Below are 22204 nucleotides of genomic sequence, written 5' to 3' on the forward strand. Positions count from 1 at the left end.
ACCGGCGGTCCCCCCACAGGACAGAAGTCAAAGAGCAGTCAGATCCTGACCGTTTGTGATGGTCATGTCGACTGAATGTGTGCACCATTCACCCGCCCGTTATCCTTTCGTGATCATCGAGCCCGTGATCACCCGTATTGTTCTCCGTCGCCAGGGGGGGTTCCGTGATGGAGCCTCAAGAGGCGTCTTCACAGGCTCATCTGACGGAACGACAACGAGGGAACACGTCATGGCTTCCACAACCCGACAGAGACAGCGGACCCTGATCGCCGCGACCACGGCCGCGGCAGCCGTACTTCCACTTCTCATAGCGATGCCCGGCACGGCGCACGCAGCGGACGCGGCCACCTGCGCTCCCAACGGCAAGACTTATGTGGTCAATTCGGTGGGCTCTTTGCTTCAGTACACGATGGCGACGCCGCTGAGCGGTTCCACGTTCTCGGCATACAGCACAGCGGGAGCAGGCTGGGGGGCCTACGGCAAGGTGCTCGCGGGACCCAAGGGCGAGTTCTACGCCTTCAAGTCGGACGGCACGTACTACGCCCACCGCACGGACAGCGGCACCTGGGACATCAACCCCAAGAAGATCAGTACAGCGCTGGGCTGGCTGGGGAACGCCGCCGACCGTGAGCAGGCCACCGTCGACCGTGACGGATGGCTGTGGGTGGCCGACAACCTCGGCCAGCTGTACGCGTACCGGTACGACCCGACGATCGGGACGAGCGGTGGATTGAAGTCGCTCAAGATCCTGGACAAGGGCTGGGACCGCTACAACCTGATCACCGCGGGTGACAAGGGCGTCCTCTACGGGCGCGCAACCGATGGCCGGCTCTACCGGTCTCGCTACGACGTCACCAGCCAGCGCTGGATCGAGCGCCATGTTCTCGTCGGCTCCGCGGCCTGGGGCAACTTCAAGACCATCACGGCGGGCGGCGGTGACACCCTGGTGGCGGTCCAGACAAGTGGCGAGGCGCTCTACTACCGCTACGACGAGAACACGCGCACCTGGCCGGTCCTTGCCAAGCAGGTTGCGGCTGGTGGATGGCAGAACTTCCCCAACGTGACCTCCCGACCGGACAACTGCAGCCTCGTCGCGGACCACACGCCATCCATGCCGCCGCTGACCATTGAGGCAGACAGCCGTGTCGCGGTCATGCAGTCCTCGGCCAACACATTGGAGTTCGCCGTCGCCGACTCGCTCGGCCAGCTGTCACACGGCCGTGCGGCGGATTCCTCTGACGTCAACAACGTGACATGGACCGTCCTCTCCGAAGGAGAGGCTTTCTCAGGAACGCCTTCGCTCGCCGAGCAGGCGGACGGCCGCATCGCTGTCACCGCACACAACACCTCCGGCAGTGTGTGGCTTCGCAACCAAGCCGCCAAGTCCAGTGCCGCTTGGGCGAACTGGAGTGACCAGGCGGGTGCGATGGCGCAGCACCCGGTGACAGCCAAGACGGCCGGTGGACTGCTGGTGCAGTTCGCCGTCGACGGCGGCAGGCCGTGGTATCGCATCCAGACCGCGGTCAACGCCGACTTCATGGGCTGGATGCCTCTCACCGGCTCGGGCCTTGCAGGGGCCCTGACTCCCGTCGTGGTACGCGACGGTCTCCAGCTCTTCGGCAGGAACACCGACGGCACGCTGTCCACCGCCCTGTTCAAGGACGACGGGAGCCTGTCCGCCTGGACCTCGCTCGGAGCGCAGACGGTCACCGGTGCACCCGCCGTGGTGGTCTATCCCGGCTTCCGTATCGGCGTGTTCGCTACGGACACCACAGGCAACGTGCTCACCACGACACAGTCAGCGCCCGGCGCCCCCTACACCGCGTGGACCCAGGTCGACACGGTCGGCGCAGCAGGCTCACCGAGTGCCGTACTCGCCCCTTCCGGCCGCACCGAAATCGTGGTTCGCGGCACGGACGGCAACATCCATTCCACCGGCGAGACCCTCCCGGCGTCCGGAGTATGGCGCTCCTGGAAGTTGGTGAGCCAAGAGGTCTCGGCCACCCACCCGACAGCGATTGTGTACGGCGCCGGAGCGAACCGGACATGGGGATACGTCTTTCGCGCACCCGACAACCAGGTGCGCTTCTATACCGCCGAGCAGGCGTCGTTCAGCGCGCGCTCGCTTCCCGCCCTTCCCGTGAAGTGACCCACCGGACACTCGGACCAGAAGGCGATTCATGACGCAGAATTCCGCGCACAGATCCCGGCGCCTGGCCGCGATCACCTCGGCGGCCGCGGCCGCCCTCCCCCTGCTCATCGCGATACCCGGCAGCGCCCACGCCGCCGACGCCGCGAGCTGCGACGCCAACGGGCCGACGTTCGCCGTGACCGCGGCCGGGGCGTTGCAGCAGTACACGATGAAGACGCCGCTCAGCGGCACGTTCTACGCCGGGCCGACCGGGATCGGGACGGGCTGGAACAACTTCGCCCGCGTCTTCGCCGGGCCCGACGGCTCCTTCTACGGGGTCAAGGCCGACGGCCTCTACTACGGCCACCGCAACGCCGCCGGCACCTGGGACATCGCCCCCAAGAAGGTCAGCAGCAGCTTCGGCTTTCTCGCGGGCGCGGCCGATCGCGACCAGGCCACCGTCGACCGCAACGGCTGGTTCTGGGTCGTGGACAACGCCGGCGTGCTGCGCGCGTACAAGTACAACGCCGCTGCGGGCTCGTGGGACGTCAGCATCAGCAAGGCGCACGACGACGGGTGGAACCGCTACAACCTGATCACCGCTGTCGACGCGGGGGTCTTCTACGGGCGGGCCGCGACGGACGGGAAGCTCTACCGCTCCCGTTACGACATCGCGAGCCAGCGCTGGATCGAGCGGCACGTCCTGGTGAGCACCAGCGACTGGAACCAGTTCAAGTCCCTCTCCTCCAACGGCGGCGACACTCTGGTCGCGACCGTGAAGAGCAACGGCGAGGCGTACTACTACCGCTTCGACGAGAACACCCGCACCTGGCCGGTCTCCCGGGTCAAGGTGGGCAGCAGCGGCTGGCAGAACTTCCGGGACGTCATGGCCGCGCCCGACAACTGCCGCATCCTGGCGAACCACACCCCGGCCGCGCCCTCGCTCACCCAGGAGTCCTACAGCCGGGGGTCGGTGATGCAGTCCTCCGCCGGTTCGCTGGAGTTCGCGTACACCGACAACATCGGCCGGCTGGTGCACGGCCGGATGGCGGACGCGTCGGACACCGGCAGCGTGCAGTGGACCACCGTCTCGGGCAACGAGGCCTTCACGGGGACGCCCTCGCTCGCCGAACAGGCCGACGGCCGGGTCGTGGTCACCGGACACAACATCTCCGGTGCGACCTCGCAGCTCAACCAGACCGCCAAGTCCAGTGCCGACTGGGCGCCCTGGATCGATCTGGCCGGCGCGATGACGCAGCACGCGGTGACCGCGAAGACGCCGTCGGGGCTGCTGGTGCAGTTCGCCGCCGACGCGGGCGGCAGGCCCTGGTACCGCATCCAGACCGCGGTCAACGGTGATCTGAAGGGCTGGATGCCGCTCGCCGGCTCCGGCTTCGCCGGGTCCTTCACCACGGCGACCGTGCGCGACGGGATCCAGCTCTTCGGCCGGAATGCGTCGGGTGTGCTGAGCACGGCCCTTTTCGCGGCGGACGGCACCCTCACCGCCTGGAGCCCGCTCGGCACCCGGGCCGTCACCGGCACGCCGGCCGCGGTCGTCTACCCCGGCTACCGCATCCGCCTGTTCGCCACCGACGTCGACGGCAAGGTCGTCACCGCCGCGCAGCCCGCCGAGGGCGGTGCGTATAGCGAGTGGAGTCAGGTCGGCGACCTCACGGTCAAGGGCTCGCCGAGCGCGGTGATCTCTCCGCTGACGGGCCTCACCGAGATCGTCGCAAGGGGAGCGGACGACAACTTCATCCACAACACGGGTGAGACCACGCAGGCTTCCGGTGTCTGGCGCACCTGGAAGCAGGAGAGCTTCGAGACGTCCGCGACCGAGCCGACCGCGCTGACGTACACCAACAGCAACGGGCCTGCCTGGGCGTACTCCTTCCGCACGTCCGACAACCAGACGCGCCTCTACGCCGCGCAGCAGACGTCGGCGTTCAGCGCGCGCTCGCTGCCCACGCCGCCGGCCGGCTGACAGCGACGGCACCACCGCGGGGGCGGCCCTTCCGCCGCCCCCGCACGCGCCGCCCCCGTACACGCCGTCGCACAGCTCAGCGAGGTACCCGCTCCGGCTCCCGCTTCCGCTCCCGGCCCGCCGGCTCCGGACGCAGCATGATCGTCCGGGAGACCACGAACGTGATCGGGATGGCCGCCGCCGCCGAGATCAGCGGTGCGTAGTGGGTGGCGAAGTGCAGCACGTCCACCAGGACGTACACACCCGTCGTCGTGACCACGAAGTTCGCCGCGTTGGTGAGCGGGAAGAACAGGAACTTCCGCCAGGTCGGCCGGGTGCGGTAGGTGAAGTACGAGCTCAGGAAGAACGACCCGATCATGCTCAGCAGGAAAGCGACCACATGCGCCGCGACATACGGCAGCCAGGTCAGCAGGATCAGGTACAGGCCGTAGTACGTCCCGGTGTTCACCGCTCCCACCAGGGCGAATCTGACCATCTGGCCCCGGACCGTCATCGTCTTACGAGCTCCCCCGTGCGTGCGGGCCGGTCTCCCTCCTGCTCACGCGGGAGGCCGGCGTTGGTGGCCTTCACCAGGAAGTGCGGCCGCCGCTTCACCTCGTAGTAGATACGGCCGACGTACTCGCCGACCACCCCGAGCATCAGCATCTGGACGCCGGCGAGTGCGGTGACTGCCACCAGCAGGGTGACATATCCGGGGGTGTCCACGCCGTTCACCATGGCGACACCGACAATCCAGGCGGTATACGCCATGGCGAGGGTGAGCAGGACGAGACCGAGATAGACGGCGGCCCGCAGCGGCTTGTTGTTGAAGGACAGAAGTCCGTCGAGACCGTAGTTGAGCAGTTTTCCGAAGCTCCATTTGGAGCGTCCCTGCTCACGCAGCGCATTCTCGTAACTGAAGGTCGTCGTGCGGAAACCCACCCACGCGAACAGGCCTTTGGAGAAGCGGTTGTACTCGGTGAGTTCGAGAATGGCGTCGACGGTACGGCGCGACAGCAACCGGAAATCACCCACGCCGTCGACCAGCTCCACGTCGACCAGCCGGTTGATCAGCCAGTAGTAGGCGCGGGCGGTGATGGTCCTGGTGACCCGGTCGCCGGTGCGCGTACGGCGCGCGATGACCTGGTCGAAGCCCTCCTCGTGCAGCGTCATCATGCGCCTGACCAGCTCCGGAGGGTGCTGGAGGTCGGCGTCCATGATGACCACCGCGTCGCCTTGGGCGTGCTGGAGGCCGGCGAGCATCGCGGCCTCCTTGCCGAAGTTGCGGCTGAAGGAGACATAGCGGGTACGAGGGTCGGCCTCGGCGATCTCCTCGAGGAGAGGGAGCGTCCGGTCCTGGCTTCCGTCATCGACATAGACCAGCTCGAATTCTTGCCCCAGCAGGGAAAGTTCGGCGGTCACATGGTCGTGGAAGCGGCCGATGATCTCCTCTTCGTTGAAGCACGGGACAACTATCGAGATCAGCACGGAAGAACAACATCCCACCCGAATGTCGCCGGCGGATTCGCCACATGACGGCTGGGCGACCATTGCATGAACTGGGCCGCCCGCAGGATGTTTTCACGATCGACGCTGGCATATTCGAGACATCATGTCGACCTTGGAATCCGTGCGCGGCCGCGCTGCCGCCCTCGCCGCGCTGATCACCGTGGGCGCCGTGTGCGCCGGTGACGCCGTCGCCCGCAGCTTTCCGTTCGGGCCCCGCACTCGCAGCGTGAACGACCTCGGCAACCAGTTCGTCCCGTTCCACGCGCATCTGTGGGATCTGCTGCACGGCCGCGCCGACGGCGGCGTCCTGCTCAACTGGCAGTCCGGGTACGGCACCAGCTTCCTGCCCGACCTCGGGACCTATCTCACCAGCCCCTTCTCGATACTGGTCGGGCTCTTCCCGCGGGACGAGATCGATCTGGCCGTCTATGTGGTCACGCTGCTGAAGATGGCCACCGCCGCCGCGGCCATGACGTGGCTGCTGTTCGCGCTGCACAAGGGCGGGCGCTGGTGGATGGCGGCGGTGCTCGGTGCCTCGTACGCCCTGTGCGGCTGGTCGGTGGTCGAGGCCTCCTACAACCCGATGTGGATGGACGGACTCGTCGCCTTCCCGCTGCTGTGCCTGGTCGGTGAGTGGGCGCGCACGGCGCGGCGGCCGGTCCTCGGGCCCCTCGTCGTCACCGTCGCCTGGGTCGCCAACTTCTACACCGCCTACATGGCGACCATCGGGGCCGCGCTGGTGCTGGCGGTCCGGCTGCTGCTGTCGGACGCGGACGCGCGTGAGCGGATACGGGCGCTGCTGCGTGCCGCGCGGTCCGTGCTCCTCGGGATCGCGCTGGCCACGCCCGTCCTGATCCCGGTCTTCCTCGGCTCGAAACACGCCTACCCGGGGTGGACGAAACAGTTCGCGCCCGCCGGCTGGGGCGATGTGTTCGCCCGAACGCTGCCGGCGACGTACAGCTTCTTCACCCCCGCGGTCTTCCTCGGCAGCGGTGCACTGCTCCTCGCCTGCGCGCTCGCCTTCAACAGCGCGGTCCCCCGGCGTGAGCGCCTGTTGTGGTCGGGGCTCGCGGCGGCGACGCTGGTGTCCCTCCAGTGGGCGCCGACGCATCTGGTGTGGCACGTCTTCGCCACACCCAACGGCAGCCCCTACCGGCAGACCTTCGTCTTCGCCGGAATCCTGGTCATCGCCGCCTGGATCTGCCTCTCGTACGACTGGCCGGGGCGGCGGGCGCTGCTCGGCGGCGGCGCCGTGGTCGCGCTGGCCGCGCTCGGGGCGTCCACCAGCGAGCTGGTCACCGCCTGGACCTTCCCGCTGTTCGCGGCCGGGATCGCCGCGGTGCTCGGCGGTCTGCTGCTGGCCCGGCGCGGGAAGTACGTCGTGGTCGCCGCCCTGCTGCTGTGCGGCGCACTGGTCGGGCAGGCGGCGGCGACCACCGCGTACGCCGACCGGCAGCGGCTCGGCAGGCTGGACGACTATCCGGCCTGGGGCGAGCAGCACAGCGAGCGGGCGGCCGCCGTGGCCGGGGCGGACGGCTGGCCCGCGTACCGCACCGACGTGGGCCGTGACCAGATCACCGGCAACGACCCCGTCCTGATGGGCGGCCAGGGCGGCTCGTACTACAGCAGCCACACGCCGGACGTGTTCACGCGCACGCTGGCCGCGCTCGGCGCCGGCTGGACGTCCAACGGGCGCAGCGTGCAGTCCCTCGACAATCCGGTCACCGACGCGATCTTCTCCGTCGGCGCGCGGGTGCGCACCCTCCCCGGGCAGCGCCCCCGGGCGACCCGGGCGGAGCGGACGCCGCCGCTGGTGACGGTACGGACCGCCGAGCCGCAGGGCCGTTACGGGTGGAACCCCTTCCGCAACCAGGAGCTGCTGCTCGGCTCCCCGGTCTACGGCGCCCCGGTGGACGGCGCCTGCCCGGTGGGCAGCGAGGTCTTCCTGTGGGCACCGAACTACACCGGTAAGGCCCGGCTCGGCGACGCGCAGTGGGTGACGCTGCGCGGCGGACAGCCCAAGCGGCGTGCCGCGCTCACCTCGCTGGGCGTGGTGAACTCCCCCGGCGTTCAGGTGAGTTACAGCAAGGGCACCCCGCGTACGACGCTGGGGTGTCTGGACCGGGCGAAGCTCGGCGCCGCGGTGGCGGAGCTGACGTCGACCGGAGCGGTGTCGATGCGGGTCACGGACAGCGGCGTACATGCCGAGCTGCCGCCCGGCACCCGGGGGACGGCCGTGCTCGCCGCACCCCGGATCGCGGGGTGGAGCTGCAACGGCAGGCCGGCGGGCTCCTACCTCGGACTCGTCGCCGTCCCGCTGACCGAGGGCTCGACGACGCTCGACTGCTCGTTCCGGCCTCCCGGGCTGAAGGCGGGAGCGGTCACCGGATCGGCCGGACTGCTGGCGCTCATCGCGCTGGGTGTGCTGCCCGGGTTCCGTACGCGCATGCGCAGTCGCAGCTCCGGCGCCGCCGCGGACACGGGCGCAGGCACGGGCACGGACACGGGTACGGACACCGGCGCCGACGGCGCCCGCACCGGCACGGACGTCGTCAACTCTCCACGCCAACAGGCACACTGACTGTTCATCAGTCTTTGATCTTCCGGTGGATCTTGTTCACGTGAACGCCACCGCAGCGTTCACCTGACGACGCCTAACGTCCAGACCATGACTAGGACTTCACCCCGTGCACACATAAGACGCACCGCTCTCACCGCCGCTCTCGCGATCGCGGTGCCCCTGCTCGTGACGCTTCCCGCCGGCAGCGCCCAGGCGGCCCCCGCGCCGGTGACCTGCGGCATCGGGCCCACGTACATGCTCGACTCGACGGGCAAGCTGACCCGGTCGGACATGCCCTCGCCGCTGACCGGTGCGGCCCTGCCGGCCGGGGGCGTCATCGACACCACCTGGACCGGTTACGGGAACATGCTCGCCGGGCCCGGTGCGTCCTTCTACGGCATCAAGTCGGACGGCCTGTACTACTCCCACCGCATCACCGCCACCACCACGTGGGACGTGCACCACCGGAAGATCAGCACCGGCTTCGCGGAGTTCGACAACGCCGGGCGCAAGGACGACATCACGATCGACCGCGGCGGCTACATCTGGACGCTGACGGGCGACACCCTGCGCTGGAACCGCTACGACGCCGCCGCCCAGGCGTTCATCACCGGCAGCGGCAAGATCGTCGCCTCCGGCTGGAGCCGCTACGACGCGATCTATGCCACCGACAAGGGTGTGATCTACGGGCGTTCGGCCACGGACGGCAAGCTCTACCGGTCCCGCTACGACGTCACCAGCCAGCGCTGGATCGAGCAGCACGTCCTGGAGTCGGCCGCCGACTGGTCGGACACCAAGTCGATGACCTCCTACGGCGGTGACACCCTTTTCCGGGTCAAGGGCAACGGCGCGGTCACCTACTACCGCTTCGACGAGGGCATCCGGGACTTCCCGGTCTACAACAAGCAGGTGGAGGCGAGCGGCTGGGCCTCGTACACCGCCGTCTCCGGCGCTCCCGACGGCTGCCGTCTCGACGTCAACCACACCCCGGCCTCGCCGTCCGTCCCGCTGGAGAGCTACAGCCGCGCCTCGGTGACGCAGTCGTCGGCCGGATCGCTGGAGTTCGCGTACACCGACAACATCGGGCGCCTGGTGCACGGCCGGGCGGCCGACGCCTCCAACCTCAACGACGTCCAGTGGACGACGATCTCCGGCAACGAAGCATTCTCCGGACAGCCCTCGCTCGCCGAGCACACCGACGGACGCGTGGTCGTCTCCGCGCACAACATCTCCGGCAGTGTCTGGCAGCGCAACCAGGCCGCCAAGTCCAGCGCCGACTGGGGCAGCTGGATCAACCTGGCCGGTGCGATGGCGCAGCACGTCGTGACCGGGAAGACCCCCTCCGGGCTGCTCGTGCAGTTCGCCGTGGCCGCCGACGGCAAGCCCTGGTACCGCATCCAGCAGCGGGCCAACGTGGACTTCATGGGCTGGACGCCGCTCGCCGGCTCCGGCTTCACCGGCCCTTTCACCGCCGTGACCGTACGCGACGGCATCCAGCTCTTCGGCACGAACGCCTCCGGCGCCTTGAGCACCGCGCTGTTCAAGGAGGCCGGGACCGTGTCCTCCTGGTCCGCTCTCGGCGCCCAGGGCATCTCCGGGACGCCGACCGTGGTGGTGTACCCCGGCTACCGACTGCGCGTCTTCGCCGCGGACGGTCTCGGCAAGGTCGTGACCGCGGCCCAGTCCGCCGAGGGCGGCGCCTACGGCGAGTGGAGCGCGCTCGGTGACGCCGCGCAGGACAACGGCACCCCCGTCACCCTCACCGGCGACGGTTCCCCGAGCGCGGTGATCTCCCCGCTGACCGGTCTCACCGAGGTCGTCGTCCGCGGCAGCGACGGCAGCATCTACAGCACCGGGGAGACCACCCAGGGCTCCGGCGCCTGGCGCACCTGGCAGAAGGTCTCCTCCGAGACGTCCGCCACGGAACCGACCGCGTTCACCTACACCAACTCCGCGGGTCCGGCCTGGGCATACTCCTTCCGCACGCCCGACAACCAGACCCGCGTATACCAGGTCCAGGTGACGTCGTCGCTGTCCGCGATGCGCACCGCGGACAAGGCACCGGACTTCGCCGGACGCGCACTGCCCCGCCCGTAGTCCCCGCACACCGCACCCGCCGCCGCCCGGTCCCGCCGAGGACCGGGCGGCGGCCGCATCTCACCCGGCCGGACGGCGTCGAGCGGTTCACGGGGTCGCTGGACGAGTTCCGGCTGTCCGGCGGGCGCTGAGCGGGACGGAGGCGGCCGCGCTCAGGTCGTCGAACGCGGACACCGGGACAGCGACCACGGTGAGGCTGCCGTTCGAGACGGGGAGCGCTCAGGGCTACGCCCGGATGTAGCGAGCCCTTCGCAGTGACCCGCAGCCTCCCGCAGCCCCCCGCTGTGCACCGTCCGCCGCCGCGCCGGGCGCCCCGCACGGCCCGGCCGGCGGCAGGGGCTGCGGGGCCCGGAAGCGGGCACCCGCCCCGCTGATCACGGTCCCGGAGCCGCGTCGCCGCGACGACGCCAACACTTCACCTGCCTCACACTGGCCCGTGGTGTGCGTGGCGCCCGTTCACCCCTACGTTCCCGACATGCCCTCTCTGTTGCGCAACCGTCTGACGAAGCGAGTCCTGCACCCCGCGGTCGCCGCGGTCGACCACCTCCTGGACCGTGGTGCGGTCCGGAACGCGAAGCCCTTGCGGCACGAACTCGACGTCCTGCGACGCGAGATGGACGAGCTGAAGCGGCAGCAGTACGCGGTGGGGCTGCTGTTCGATGCCACGGCCCGCAGCGGCCACCGCGTCCCGCAGGAGCGGCAGATCGACATGCTCGTGGGCGCGATAGAGACGGTGAGCGGCGGCACCGAACACGCCCGCCGGAACGTGGTCGTCGCCTACCGCACGCTGATCGCGATGGAAGCCCTCGCGGTGGGCCGGATCGCGGGCTCCACCTCCAACATCTGCGGAAAGCTCGCCACCGTTCCGCTGCTCTCCCCGCCCAACGGCACCATCCTCGAGATCGGCACCCTGCACGGACTGTTCGCCTCCGCCCTGGTGCGCATGGTCCACCGGGCCGGTATCGAGCCCGACCTCACCATCGTCGACCCGCTGGCCGGAGCGCAGCTCCAGCCGGGCACCTCCACGGGCGCCGACCCCACCGGGACCCCGGTGCGCGAGGACGTGGTGCGGGCCAACCTGGCGCTCGGCGGCAGCCGCGCCGGTCTCGACGCCCGGATCCAGCAGGGCTTCTCCTCCGACCCCGAGGTGCGCGCCGCGGTCTCCGACCGGAAGTACGGCGTGATCATCGTGGACGGCGACCACTCGGAGGAGGGCGTGCGCGCCGACCTGGAGTGGGTCGAGGAGATCGCCGCCCCCGGCGGCATCGTGGTCCTGGACGACTACGGCGACGTGGCCTGGCCCGGCGTCCAGGACGCCCTGGACAAGCACCTGGTGGGCGGCACCTCGCGGCTGCGCATGCTGGGCCGGGTCGCCACGTCCGCGTTCCTGCGTGCCGACTGAGCACCGTCGGACGGGTGCCCCGACGCCGGATGCCGGATGCCGGATGCCGGATGCCGGGGACCGTCAGCGGCTGAAGAACTTCTGCTGCCGGCTGATCGCGCGGCGCAGCTCCTGCGGCATCTGGTGATAGGGCCCGTACGCCCGCTCCGTGTCGTACAGCAGGCCCTGGAACTGCTGCTGGGCCGCCGTGTGATCGCCCACGGCCAGCAGCAGGTTCCCGATCCGGTGCCGCACGTCGAAGGCCCGGGCCGGGTCGGAACTCGCCGACTGCCCGCTCTCGTAGAACGGCAGGACCGCCCGGTACTCGGCGAGAGCCGCGGCCGGCTCGCCGAGCTGCTCCAGGCACTGCGCCGCGTCGTAGCGGAACTGAAGCGTCTGCGGGTCAGCCGGACCCGCCTCCGCGGCCCGGTCGTCCGCGAGCCGGCGCAGCTCGGGCAGCGCCCGGCGGTACTGCCCGTCGTCCATCAGCGTGGTGGCGTACTGCTTGCGCAGGATGCGGACGACCGGCGAGTGCTCGCCGTGCTCGGCGGCGGCCGCCGGGAGGATCCCGCCGAGGATGTCCACGGCCCGGGTGATGCTGCCCTCGCCGAGGAGACGCTTGACCTCGTCGACGGCGCCCGCGACATCGGGGCGCGGCGCGGGCGGGGCGGTGGGCATCGCGGGCGGCGGCGTCGCGACCCGGTCGGGCCAGGGCGCGTGCGGGCGCAGGAAGGGGCGGGTCGGGTCGAGCGGCCCGCCCGCCGGGGTCCGTACGGCGGAGGCCGCGGGCATGCCGCGCACCGGCAGCAGCGGCGCGAGCGCCTCGTACACGTCCTGGGCGCCGGAGGGGCGGTGCTGCGGGTCCTTGGCGAGCAGCCGCAGGACGAGCGCCTCCAGCGGCTCGGGGATCTCGGGGCGCAGCCGGCGGATCGGGAGCGGTGCCTCGTACAGATGGCGGTGCAGCACTCCGAGTGCGGTGGAGCCGGCGAACGGCACGTTCCCGCTGAGCAGTTCGTGCAGCAGCACCCCGAGGGCGTACAGATCGGTGTACGGGCCGACGGCGCCGCCCATCGCCTGCTCGGGTGCCATGTAGGCGGGGCTGCCGATCGGTGAGCCGGTGTGGGTGAGGCGCGTGGTGTCGGTGTCGATGACGGAGGCGACGCCGAGGTCGAGGACGGTGACGGTGCCGTCCGGCTTCACCATGACGTTCCGCGGCTTGAGGTCGCGGTGGACGATGGGCACGGCGTGCACGGCGGCGAGGACGGCGCACAGCTGGGCTGCGACCGAGACGGCCCACTGCCAGGGGTAGGGCTCGTGTTCGGCGAGATGGTCGGCGAGGTCGGCGCCCTCGACGTACTGCATGACGAGATAGAGGTCGTCGTCGTCGCTGCCCGCGTCGTGGACGGTGACCAGGCCCGGGTGCGAGACCTGGGCGGTCACCCGGCACTCGCGCACGAAGCGGCGGCGCATCTCGCCGGCGGCGGTGGCGGCGGCCATGTGGTCGGGGCGCAGCAGCTTGACGGCGACCCGGCGGTCGAGCCGCCCGTCGTACGCCGTCCAGACCTGGCCCATGCCACCCTGCCCGATGATGGTGGAGAGCTCGTAACGGCCCGCGATGACGCGTCCGTTCACCGGCCCTGCTCCTTGCGCAGATAGTCACTGAGCTCGTCGAGCTCGGCGCGTACCTGGTCGATGCGGGGCTTGTCGGAGGGCGTGTGCGGCTGCCCCTGCGGCTGGGGTGCCGGGTGCGGCGGCGGTGTCTGGTGCGGCTGCTGCGGCGGGATCGGCTGCGCGGGCGGGTAGCCGTAGCCCGGTGCCGGTGTCAACGGCGGAGGCGGCGTGGACTGCACCGGATGTCCGACGGGATGGGCCGGCGGCCCGTAGGCGTTCCAGGCGGGGCGCGGCTGCTGGAAGTGGCGTATGTCCGCCACCAGATAGTGCACGGGCACACCGAGAGCCATGCCGAACAGCACGGCCAGGCACACATAGTCGACCGGGCCCGGCTCCGCCTCCTTGGCGGCGTTCACCTCGGTCTCGGAGCCGAACACCCCGATGACCACGAACGCGGTGATCGACAGGGCGAGGCTCAGCCAGAACAGCAGCCAGTCCATGCGCCGGCGGCGCATGACGGCGATCCGCAGCATCGTGCCCCAGGCGAGGAGGCCGCAGGTGAGCAGCGCGAGAGCCACGAAGAGCACGCGGAGGGTGACGAGGACCGCGCTCGACGGGGTACCGGGCTGCGGCGGGGCATAGCCGTGGCCGTGCATTCCTGCTCCTGATGGCCTGGGGACAAGGCAGATGATGAGGGGACGAGCGTATACACCGACACGGACAACGTGACCCGGGTTGTACGGACCGGCTGTCCGATACGTCACTTCGGGAGAGGACGACCGCTCCCGGCCCGCTCGACAAGGGCGCCAGGGACCGTGATCACTGCCGTGCCGCGGACCGGGGGCGTGGCCGTTCCGGCCGCCCCGGGACCATCCCGGGGCCCCTGTCACGCCCGTCCCGCACGTCGCCCGTCACGCCCTGAGCGTGCCGTCCGTCAGACCGTCGTACAGCCCCTGGACGAGCTGCTCCCCGAGCCGTCCCGCCAGTCGTAGCGCGTCCTCGAACGCTGCCAGGGTGCGGAAGCGTTCGCCGTAGCGCTGCTGGTCGGCCGGTGGCAGCCGCGGCAGTTGCAGCCGGCGCACGTCGAGCCGGGTCGCGGTCGACGCATAGCTGCTGGCCTGCCGGGTGTTGGCGGTACCGCGCAGGAACCCGGCGAGGAACCACGCATCGAGCGCGGCCGGATCGGGCCGCAGAAGCTGGAGGTTGCGGCCGAGCGCCGCGCCCGCCGTCGCCGTGTCGACGACGCGGACCACCGATCCGCCGCCGAGGACGGGGACGACGACATCGCCCTCCTCCAGGAGGACGGGCTCCTCCTCGGGCCCCTCGGGGAGCGCGCCGGAGGGCCCGGCACCCGCGAGGACGTCGTGCTCGGTGAGGACGGGGACGTGCGGGCCCGCCGTCGCGCCCGTGCCGCCCGCCCGGATCAACAGCGCGCCCGCTCGGGCCAGTTCGCCGACGGTGGTGGCGGGCCAGGGGGCGGGCCGGTCGTCGGCGGCGGGTGAGGGGGTGAGTTCGCCGGTCAGCCGGAGGGTGTCGGCGAGCCGGTCGCGTACGAGCAGGAGTTCGTCCGCACCGCCGCCCGCGGCGATGGGTGGCACATGCCGGGCGGGCGCCAGATCCACATCGTCGTCGAGGAGCCCGATGACCGGCACCGAGCGGCTGACGCCGGGCCGTTCGTCGGCGGTGCCGTCCCGGTCGAAGCGCCGCCAGGCGTCGAGGGCGGCGGCTTGCACCGCCTGCCAGTCGAGCTTGTCGCGGCCACCGGCCGCACCGGCCAGCTCCGCGGTGTCGACGAGCAGCAGTTCGGAGGCGGGCGGCCGGCCGGCCTCCGGCTTGCGCAGCACCCACAGATGCAGGGGGATTCCGTACGGGGGCGCGGCCCCGGCGGGCAGCGCGATGACGGCCCGCAGCGCACCGCGGCGCAGCAGCCCCGCGCGGATGCGGCGACCCGAGCGACGCGACGCGGCGGCGGGCGGCATGAGCAGCACCGCCGTGCCGCCGGGGCGCAGCCGGGCCAGCGCGTGCTGGACCCACGCCAGTTCGGACTCGGTGCGGGCCGGGAACCCGTACTCCCAGCGCGGGTCGTAGGCGAGCTCGTCGTGGCCCCAGTTGCGCTCGTTGAACGGCGGATGGCACAGCACGGCGTCGACGGCGGCCTCGGGGAAGGCGTCCGCGCGCAGGGTGTCGCCGCAGCGGGCCCTGACGGTGGCGTCGGAGTGCAGCGCGAGCCGCAGAGCGGTGAGCGCGGTGAGGTCGGGGTCGGCGTCCTGGGCGTAGAGGGCTTCGGGGTACTCCACGGCGCGCAGCAGCGTGCCGGTTCCCGCGGCCGGGTCGAGGACGCTCGCGGCGGGTCCGGCGACGGCGGCCATGAGGGCGGCAGGACCGGGCGGGGTGAGCGTGTACTGCCGGAGGTTGGCGTCGAGGAAGCGCCCGAGCAGGAATTCGTAGGTCTGCCGGTGGCCGAGCTCGCCGGCGAGCTCGGCGACCGAGCGCAGCAGGGGCACGCTGTGAACACCTCCGGCGATCGACGGCACGCCCGACGAGCGTTCGGAGGCGCCGAGCTCACGGAAGAGTTCGCCGCGGTCGTCGCCGAACCGCACGGCCAGCACCTGTTCCACCGCGGTCGGCAGCAGCTCCGCCATCCGCTCGTCCGAAGCCGCCGTCAGCTCCTGCCAGACGGTTGGCCGCTCGCGTACGAGCAGCAGGGTGCAGCCCGCCTGGATCAGCGCGGTGGCGGCGGTGGACGGGTGGTCGGCGAGTTGTTGCCAGACCCGTTCGCGCAGCGGGACCTCGGCGAGTTTTCCCTGGTCACGCAGCCACTGCTCGACCTCCGCGAGGGCGAAGGAGGGGCTGGTCTCGGTGCCGCCGACGGGCTTGGGGAAGTCCGCGTGCCGGCGCCGCCAGTTGCTGACCGCGGCCCGTCCGACCCCCGCCAGCCGGGCGATCCCCGCGGCCGTCACCTCGCTCGCGTTCTCCGGCACCTGCCGCCTCCTTCGTCCGCACCGCCCGGCCCTGCCCGTGGGTTGTGCCGCCGAGCATACCGGCGCGCATGGATTCCGACGCTTCACAGTGTGAGTGGACCCAAATCCTGTGAACCGTGTTGACTCGGTTCACAGGCTCTGCTCTTATTGACCCGTCGCTACACGGGAAGTTCACCAGTCCCCACCACACTCCACGTCCCCGGAGGACATCCATGTCCCATTCCATGCAGCAGCCGCCGTACAACGCGCCGCAGCCGCCGTACGCCCCGGCACCCGCTCCGGCGCGCAACGGTCTCGGCACCGCCGCGCTGGTGCTCGGCATCATCGGCACCGTCTCCGGTCTGATCCCGTTCTTCTTCTGGCTGGCCGGCATCCTCGGACTGATCGCCCTGATCCTGGGCCTGGCGGGCCGGGGCCGGGTCAAGCGCGGCGAGGCCGGCAACAAGGGAGTGACCACCACCGGTGCGGTGCTCGGGCTGGTCGCGATGATCCTCTCGGTGGTCGGCGCGGTGCTCACCTTCAAGGCCGTGGACGACGCGGTCGACGAGCTCAACAAGGCGGCCACCGGCACCACCGCGTCGAAGGAGCCGGGCGCCGCGAAGAGCGACGGCGCGGCGAAGGACGCCTCCAAGGACGACGCCAAGGGCACCAAGGGTGCGGGCCTCGCGGCCGGTGACAGCGCCGTCTACGACGACGGCGTGAAGATCACCGTCTCCGCGCCGAAGGCATACAGGCCGAGCGAGTTCGCCGTCGGTCACACCGAGGGCAACAAGGCGTACGAGGTGACCGTGGTCCTCGAGAACGGCGGCAGCAAGAAGTTCGACGCCACGCTGGTGACCCCGGACGCCCGCGCCGGCAAGGACGGCGTCCCCGCCGAGCAGATCTTCGACGACAAGGTCGGCACCGGCTTCAGCGGCACCGTCCTGCCCGGCAAGAAGTCCACGGTCCGGTTCGCCTTCGATGTCCCGGCCGCCGCCAAGGACCTGACGGTTGAGATGAGCCCGGGCTTCACCTACGACGCCTCGCAGTGGGAGCTGAAGCTCTGACCGGCCGCGCCGGGCCCTGACACCCCCGCTCCCCGGCGCACCCCTCCCCTCCCTTCCACTCCCCTCCCCTTCTCCCCTCCCTCTGTCTTCTCCTCGGTCCTTCTTCCCTCCGTCCCGACCCACCCCGGAGACCAGCCATGCAGGCCAACGCTTCCGCCCGCCACCGCCGCACCGCCCTCACCGTCCTCGCCGTCGCCGTCGCCGTCGCGTTCGGCGGCGCGGCCTGCGGATCCCTCGACGCGGACCCCAAGAGCACGAAGGGTCCGGCCGGTGCCACCGCCGAGAAGCCCGCCGAGGCGTTCCCCGGCCTGTCCGGCCCCGAGATAGCCAATAGAGCGGTCACCGCCACCAAGGCGGCCACCTCGCTGACCCTCGACGTCACACTGAAGACGGCCGACGGCCCCCAGAAGGGCTACATGGCGATCAGCAAGAAGGGCGACTGCGCCGGCACCCTGTCCGTCGGCTCCGACGGGACCGCCGAGCTGATCAAGACCGGCGGCACCGCATATCTGCGCTTCGACGAAGCGCTGTTGAGGTCACAGAACAAGGGGGCGCCGGCCGACGAGCAGGAGGCGGTGCTGGAGATGATGAAGGGCCGCTGGATCAAGACGGCCGCCTCCGACGCCGAGGCCCGGGACAGCCTCGAACTCTGCGATCTGAACAAGCTGCTGGCGGACGTCGAGGCGAACGACACCGCCGCGCGCCGGGTCGGAGAGACCACGGTCGGCGGCCGCAAGGCGGTGAAGCTCACCGAGTCGGACGGCAAGGAGACCTACACGATGTACGTCGCCGCGGAAGGCGAGCCGTATCTGCTGAAGTTCGAGCAGGTGGGCGGCGAGGAGCCGGGCACCATGACGTTCTCCGGGTTCGACAGGCCGGTGCCGGCGAAGAAGCCCGCGGCCAAGGACATCCTCGACCTGGACAAGCTCGGCAAGCAGTGACGGGCGGCCGCGCGCCTACCCACAGCCGAAGGAGGCCGCCCCTGCGGGCGGCCTCTTCGCGTCGCTCCCGGATTCCGCGGCAATCCCGAAACCCGCGTCGCTCCCCCACCGGAGACGCTCACACGCTGTGGCGCACCCACACGTTGGGCTCCACGTAGACGGCGTACCCGCGGTCGCTCTCGCAGTGCACCGGGACCAGCGCGCCCGGCACCTCCACGGGTCCGGCCGTGTCGAACGGGAGGCCGGTCCAGGTGCGCCACTGCGCCAGCGAGCCGGAGACCGTCATCGACGCCGGGGCCACCGAGTCGATCACTCCGCCGGCCCGGACGTGGACCCGCAGCCACGGGTCGTACGGCAGGCCGTCGTCGGGGCGGGTGCGGTGGGCGTACTCCTCGATCAGGGTCCGCGGCTCCTCGCTCTTGCGGCTCGGCCGCACCGGCGCCACCAGATCGGTGAAGCCGAGCCGGCGCACGTTGTCGCGCATCGCCGCCAGCATCCGGCCCGAGATGCCCTTGCCCTGCCGGCCGTCCGCGACGGTGATCTCGATCGCGCTCACCGTGTCGGGCGCGCGGCCGTGCCGCAGGTCGGAGAAGGCCCACAGCATCACCTGGTCCCAGCCGCCCGGAGGCAGGGAGCGGCGCCCGTCCGCGTCCAGCCGGAAGGGCACGCTGAACGCCCGTGCGGCGACGCGGCCTTCGGAGTCGGTCGCCACCAGTACGTACTCGGGCAGTTCGGCGAGGACCCGCCCCATGTTGGCCCAGCCCACCGGGTCGTGCAGGACGAACTCCGGCCAGGTCTCGGGCATCTGCCAGAGCGGATCGCGCAGTTCGGGCCGGTCGGCGAGGGTCGTGACGGTCAGGTCCATGCGGGCAGGCTAGCTCCGGAAGCCTCTCGGCCCCACAGGATTTTCCGGCGGCTGGCGGCTCGCCGGACCGGGCACCGGCCACACCCTTCGGGATGCGGTGGCCGCGCTCAGCCGCCGCACTGCGCGAGCATGACCTTCTTGTCCGCGACCGTCACCGGCAGGGCGTACTTCACCGCGACCTGCGAGACCCGCACCGCGTACGAGCAGCGGATCGACTTGTTCGGCGGAAGCCAGGACGCCGGGCCCGAGTCGCTCTTCGAGCTGTTGGCCCGGCCCGCCACGGGCAGCAGATTCAGCGGGTCGTTGGCGAGTTGCTGCCGCTTCTTCACCGGCCACTGCGCGGCGCCGAGCTGCCAGCCGTACGAGAGCGGGACGACGTGATCTATCTGGACCTCCGTCGCGTCCTGCTTGCGCCAGTCGATGACGGCGCCGGTGTACGGATCGTCGAGGGTCATCGCGACGACGACGCAGTCGGAGCCGGAGCGGTGCCGCACCTCCTTGCCGTCGCGGGCCAGGAGGTCGTTGCGGGTGTCGCAGCCGTTGCGGGCGAGCGGGACACCGTCGGCGCTGTCCATCCAGGCGTAGCCGAAGCGGTCCCGGTCGTACCCCGTCCTGGGGCCCCGGCCCTTCGTGGCCACCTTCTCGATCAGCCTGCGGGCGGCGGCCCGTTCGCCTTCGGAGCTGATGGGGGCGAGCCCCGGCTTGGTCCCGTCCGGGTTGGCGAGCGGGCTGGTGCCGGATCCCGTGCCGGGCGCGACGGCCGAGTCGGTGGCTTTGGGGTCCCCGGGCAGCGCGGTGCCCTCGCAGGAGGTGAGCAGTGCGGCGGCGACGGCGGCGGTGAGGCCGGCGGCGAATGTGCGCGATATACGGCCCCGGGTTCTGTTCACGTCCGTAGGGTACTGACTCGGTCTCACGTCCTGGGGGGAGCAGTCCGGTTCCTGCCGCGTGATCCGCTGCGTGCCGGAGCGGGCGGTGTCCGCCGGGCGCGAGGGAGGGCCGGCCGCTCACACCTTGCCGATGCCGAGGGTGGTCTCGCCCGGCAGCAGACCGGAGCTCAACACCTCTACCCACAGCGGGCCGAGCAGCTCGGCCAGCCGGTCCCGCTCCTCGTCGCCGACCGTTCTCCACGGCACGGCGGCCAGCTCGTCCGTACGGCGCTCGACCTCGGCCCGCAGCGCACGTCCGGCGTCGGTCGCCCCGCCGTCGTCGCTCAACAGGCCGCGCACACGGAGGCGTTCACCCCCCGCAGCCCACGCGCGCTCGTCCCAGCCGCGGCTTTCGAAGGTCTTGACGCCGGCCGCGCCGACCGCGGCGAAGGAGACGAGCGACTCGACGGGGTCGAGCCCCGCGGTCATCAGGGCGCTGAGATGGCCGTCCCCCCGGTGCTCGCGCAGGACGGTCGCGGCCTGCCAGAGCGCGAGGTGCGGCTCGTCGGGCCAGGGCAGTTCGGCGACGGCCGCGGCAAGCGGCCGGCCCTCGGTGTTCACGGCCTCCGCAGCGCGGCGGGCGAGCGCGGCCGCCTCGGCGAACTCCGGCCCGTCCACGACGTCACCGAAGAGGGCCCGGTAGGCCCGGCCGATGCCGCGTGTCCGCGCGGCGAGCACGTCGTCGGGGGCGGCGACGCGCCACGCGGCGGGAAGGTGCTCGGCAACCTTGCGCGGGCTGAAGCCGTAGAAGGCGGACGCCACCCGCCCCGGGCCGACGGCGCCGAGCGGTGCGGCCCGCAGGGCGAAATAGCTCGGCCAGCGCTCATCGGTGCGGTAGCCGAGCGCGGCGGACTCCTCGAACACCTCGGGCGCGTAGTAGAGGACCGCGTGCAGGGGCTCCAGGAGGTGCCACATCTGTCGTACGCGTGCGGTGTCGCCGGCCATGACCGTTCCCTTCGTCGCCTTATCTTGTCGGTGACAAGATTGCATCCGGTCCCACGAACTTGTCAATGCCTAGATGAGGCGTAGGCTTCCGACCATGACCAGCGAGCGCACCTATCACCACGGCGATCTGCGGCGGGCCGTCCTCACCGCGGCACTCGACGCCATCTCCACCGACGGACCGTCCGCTCTCTCCCTGCGCGACCTGGCCCGCCGTGCGGGCGTCTCCCACGCGGCCCCCGCCCACCACTTCAAGGACCGCGCCGGCCTGCTGACGGCCATTGCCACCGAAGGCTTCGACCTCCTGGGCACCACGCTCTCCGAGGCTTCGGACCTGCGCGATCTCGGCCTGCGCTACGTGCGCTTCGCCACCGGCCACCCGGCGCACTTCCAGGTGATGTTCAGCCCGGAGCTCCTGCGCCCCGACGACCAGGACCTGCGTGCGGCACGGGAGCGCGTGCGCACCCTCCTGGGCGAGGCGGTCGCGGTCCGCGGCGCCGACCCGGACACCGGCTTCCTCGCGGCCTGGTCCATGGCCCACGGCTTCGCGACCCTGCTGCTCACCCACAACCTGGACCGCCAACTGGACGGCAGGGACCCGGAAGAGGCGTTCCGGGGGCTGACGAGCGTGATGTTCGGCCGCTGACTGCTCACCCGTTAATCAGGTCCGGTCGGGGCGCGCGGCTGCGTACCGTACCTCCATGCCCGAACTCCAGCGCCTGCGCGCCGACCACGCTCCCGCCCTGCTCGCCTTCGAGCTGGAGAACCGGGACTACTTCGCCGCTTCCGTCCCCGACCGCGGCGACGACTACTTCGCGCAGTTCGACGCACGGCACGCGGCACTGCTCGCCGATCAGGCCGCCGGCCTGGACCACTTCCATCTGCTGGTCGGCGCCGACGGGGAGGTCCTGGGGCGGGTCAACCTGGTCGACGTGGCGGACGGGTCCGCCGAACTCGGCTTCCGGATCGCCAAGAGCGCCGCCCGGCAGGGCCTCGCCACCTCCGCCGTCCGCCGGATCTGCGCGCTGGCCGCCGGGGAGTACGGGCTGACGAGCCTGCGGGCCCGGGCGACGCTCGACAACGAGGGCTCGCGGGCCGTGCTGGTCCGCGCCGGTTTCGTACCCACCGGCGAGGTCACCCTGTCCGGGCAGCCGGGAACGAGCTACGTACGGAAGCTGACCGCGGCCGACGCCGCCGGGTGACGGGACCCGCGCCGGCACCGGGGAGCGGAGGGACCCCGGTGCCGCTGAT

Annotated in this window: 17 protein-coding genes; 9 read left to right on the top strand and 8 right to left on the bottom strand. The window is 71.2% G+C overall.

Annotated features, from left to right (window positions below):
- Positions 1–229: 229 nt before the first annotated feature.
- The gene (locus ACQPWZ_RS14935; protein ID WP_433571576.1) at positions 230–2149 is read left to right on the top strand and encodes a tachylectin-related carbohydrate-binding protein; all 1920 of its coding nucleotides are present in this window, start codon (positions 230–232) and stop codon (positions 2147–2149) included.
- A 31-nt stretch (positions 2150–2180) separates the two neighbouring features.
- Positions 2181–4115 (top strand): tachylectin-related carbohydrate-binding protein, encoded by a 1935-nt coding sequence (locus ACQPWZ_RS14940; protein ID WP_433571577.1) that lies wholly within the window; start codon positions 2181–2183, stop codon positions 4113–4115.
- Positions 4116–4191: 76 nt separating this feature from the next.
- Here the strand turns inward: ACQPWZ_RS14940 and ACQPWZ_RS14945 are convergent, their stop codons facing one another.
- Both ACQPWZ_RS14945 and ACQPWZ_RS14950 read right to left on the bottom strand, forming a co-directional pair.
- A complete protein-coding gene (locus tag ACQPWZ_RS14945; RefSeq protein WP_433571578.1) occupies positions 4192–4608 on the bottom strand; it encodes a GtrA family protein in 417 nt (138 codons plus the stop codon).
- On the bottom strand, positions 4605–5582 hold the full coding sequence (locus tag ACQPWZ_RS14950) for a glycosyltransferase family 2 protein (RefSeq protein ID WP_433571579.1): 978 nt from the start codon (positions 5580–5582) through the stop codon (positions 4605–4607). Before ACQPWZ_RS14950 ends, ACQPWZ_RS14945 begins: the two co-directional genes overlap by 4 nt.
- A gap of 124 nt (positions 5583–5706) precedes the next feature.
- Here ACQPWZ_RS14950 and ACQPWZ_RS14955 point away from each other — a divergent pair, with 124 nt between their 5' ends.
- The 3 genes from ACQPWZ_RS14955 to ACQPWZ_RS14965 all read left to right on the top strand — a co-directional run bounded on the left by ACQPWZ_RS14955 (position 5707) and on the right by ACQPWZ_RS14965 (position 11662).
- On the top strand, positions 5707–8184 hold the full coding sequence (locus ACQPWZ_RS14955; protein ID WP_433571580.1) for a YfhO family protein: 2478 nt from the start codon (positions 5707–5709) through the stop codon (positions 8182–8184).
- Positions 8185–8271: 87 nt separating this feature from the next.
- Positions 8272–10260, top strand: a complete 1989-nt coding sequence (locus ACQPWZ_RS14960; protein WP_433571581.1) for a tachylectin-related carbohydrate-binding protein — start codon at positions 8272–8274, stop codon at positions 10258–10260.
- A gap of 475 nt (positions 10261–10735) precedes the next feature.
- A complete protein-coding gene (locus tag ACQPWZ_RS14965) occupies positions 10736–11662 on the top strand; it encodes a class I SAM-dependent methyltransferase (RefSeq protein WP_340473528.1) in 927 nt (308 codons plus the stop codon).
- A 63-nt stretch (positions 11663–11725) separates the two neighbouring features.
- Here the strand turns inward: ACQPWZ_RS14965 and ACQPWZ_RS14970 are convergent, their stop codons facing one another.
- The 3 genes from ACQPWZ_RS14970 to ACQPWZ_RS14980 all read right to left on the bottom strand — a co-directional run bounded on the left by ACQPWZ_RS14970 (position 11726) and on the right by ACQPWZ_RS14980 (position 16233).
- Positions 11726–13273, bottom strand: a complete 1548-nt coding sequence (locus ACQPWZ_RS14970; protein ID WP_356705515.1) for a serine/threonine-protein kinase — start codon at positions 13271–13273, stop codon at positions 11726–11728.
- The gene (locus ACQPWZ_RS14975) at positions 13270–13908 is read right to left on the bottom strand and encodes a hypothetical protein (protein WP_433571582.1); all 639 of its coding nucleotides are present in this window, start codon (positions 13906–13908) and stop codon (positions 13270–13272) included. Before ACQPWZ_RS14975 ends, ACQPWZ_RS14970 begins: the two co-directional genes overlap by 4 nt.
- Positions 13909–14163: 255 nt before the next feature.
- The gene (locus ACQPWZ_RS14980; protein WP_340473533.1) at positions 14164–16233 is read right to left on the bottom strand and encodes an N-6 DNA methylase; all 2070 of its coding nucleotides are present in this window, start codon (positions 16231–16233) and stop codon (positions 14164–14166) included.
- 212 nt (positions 16234–16445) lie between these two features.
- On the opposite strand from ACQPWZ_RS14980, the gene ACQPWZ_RS14985 reads away from it, so the two are divergent.
- Both ACQPWZ_RS14985 and ACQPWZ_RS14990 read left to right on the top strand, forming a co-directional pair.
- A complete protein-coding gene (locus tag ACQPWZ_RS14985) occupies positions 16446–17279 on the top strand; it encodes a hypothetical protein (RefSeq protein WP_433571583.1) in 834 nt (277 codons plus the stop codon).
- Positions 17280–17416: 137 nt separating this feature from the next.
- On the top strand, positions 17417–18220 hold the full coding sequence (locus ACQPWZ_RS14990; RefSeq protein WP_433571584.1) for a hypothetical protein: 804 nt from the start codon (positions 17417–17419) through the stop codon (positions 18218–18220).
- 118 nt (positions 18221–18338) lie between these two features.
- Here ACQPWZ_RS14990 and ACQPWZ_RS14995 read toward each other — a convergent pair whose 3' ends face one another.
- The 3 genes from ACQPWZ_RS14995 to ACQPWZ_RS15005 all read right to left on the bottom strand — a co-directional run bounded on the left by ACQPWZ_RS14995 (position 18339) and on the right by ACQPWZ_RS15005 (position 20956).
- On the bottom strand, positions 18339–19085 hold the full coding sequence (locus tag ACQPWZ_RS14995) for an N-acetyltransferase (RefSeq protein WP_433571585.1): 747 nt from the start codon (positions 19083–19085) through the stop codon (positions 18339–18341).
- A gap of 107 nt (positions 19086–19192) precedes the next feature.
- Positions 19193–19972, bottom strand: coding sequence for an HNH endonuclease family protein (locus ACQPWZ_RS15000; RefSeq protein WP_340473539.1), 780 nt, complete (start codon positions 19970–19972; stop codon positions 19193–19195).
- 117 nt (positions 19973–20089) lie between these two features.
- Positions 20090–20956, bottom strand: coding sequence for an SCO6745 family protein (locus tag ACQPWZ_RS15005; RefSeq protein ID WP_433571586.1), 867 nt, complete (start codon positions 20954–20956; stop codon positions 20090–20092).
- Between the two features lie 94 nt (positions 20957–21050).
- On the opposite strand from ACQPWZ_RS15005, the gene ACQPWZ_RS15010 reads away from it, so the two are divergent.
- Both ACQPWZ_RS15010 and ACQPWZ_RS15015 read left to right on the top strand, forming a co-directional pair.
- On the top strand, positions 21051–21599 hold the full coding sequence (locus ACQPWZ_RS15010; RefSeq protein ID WP_433571587.1) for a TetR/AcrR family transcriptional regulator: 549 nt from the start codon (positions 21051–21053) through the stop codon (positions 21597–21599).
- Between the two features lie 55 nt (positions 21600–21654).
- Positions 21655–22155, top strand: a complete 501-nt coding sequence (locus ACQPWZ_RS15015) for a GNAT family N-acetyltransferase (protein WP_433571588.1) — start codon at positions 21655–21657, stop codon at positions 22153–22155.
- Positions 22156–22204 lie beyond the last annotated feature (49 nt).

The sequence above is a fragment of the Streptomyces sp. CA-251247 genome, assembly GCF_050952975.1.
GTDB classification, from domain to species: domain Bacteria; phylum Actinomycetota; class Actinomycetes; order Streptomycetales; family Streptomycetaceae; genus Streptomyces; species Streptomyces achmelvichensis.

Coding starts and splice junctions, on each gene's coding strand:
- ACQPWZ_RS14935 (WP_433571576.1), top strand. CDS start 230: ATGGCTTCCACAACCCGACAGAGACAGCGGACCCTGATCGCCGCGACC.
- ACQPWZ_RS14940 (WP_433571577.1), top strand. CDS start 2,181: ATGACGCAGAATTCCGCGCACAGATCCCGGCGCCTGGCCGCGATCACC.
- ACQPWZ_RS14945 (WP_433571578.1), bottom strand. CDS start 4,608: ATGACGGTCCGGGGCCAGATGGTCAGATTCGCCCTGGTGGGAGCGGTG.
- ACQPWZ_RS14955 (WP_433571580.1), top strand. CDS start 5,707: ATGTCGACCTTGGAATCCGTGCGCGGCCGCGCTGCCGCCCTCGCCGCG.
- ACQPWZ_RS14960 (WP_433571581.1), top strand. CDS start 8,272: ATGACTAGGACTTCACCCCGTGCACACATAAGACGCACCGCTCTCACC.
- ACQPWZ_RS14965 (WP_340473528.1), top strand. CDS start 10,736: ATGCCCTCTCTGTTGCGCAACCGTCTGACGAAGCGAGTCCTGCACCCC.
- ACQPWZ_RS14975 (WP_433571582.1), bottom strand. CDS start 13,908: ATGCACGGCCACGGCTATGCCCCGCCGCAGCCCGGTACCCCGTCGAGC.
- ACQPWZ_RS14985 (WP_433571583.1), top strand. CDS start 16,446: ATGTCCCATTCCATGCAGCAGCCGCCGTACAACGCGCCGCAGCCGCCG.
- ACQPWZ_RS14990 (WP_433571584.1), top strand. CDS start 17,417: ATGCAGGCCAACGCTTCCGCCCGCCACCGCCGCACCGCCCTCACCGTC.
- ACQPWZ_RS14995 (WP_433571585.1), bottom strand. CDS start 19,085: ATGGACCTGACCGTCACGACCCTCGCCGACCGGCCCGAACTGCGCGAT.
- ACQPWZ_RS15005 (WP_433571586.1), bottom strand. CDS start 20,956: ATGGCCGGCGACACCGCACGCGTACGACAGATGTGGCACCTCCTGGAG.
- ACQPWZ_RS15010 (WP_433571587.1), top strand. CDS start 21,051: ATGACCAGCGAGCGCACCTATCACCACGGCGATCTGCGGCGGGCCGTC.
- ACQPWZ_RS15015 (WP_433571588.1), top strand. CDS start 21,655: ATGCCCGAACTCCAGCGCCTGCGCGCCGACCACGCTCCCGCCCTGCTC.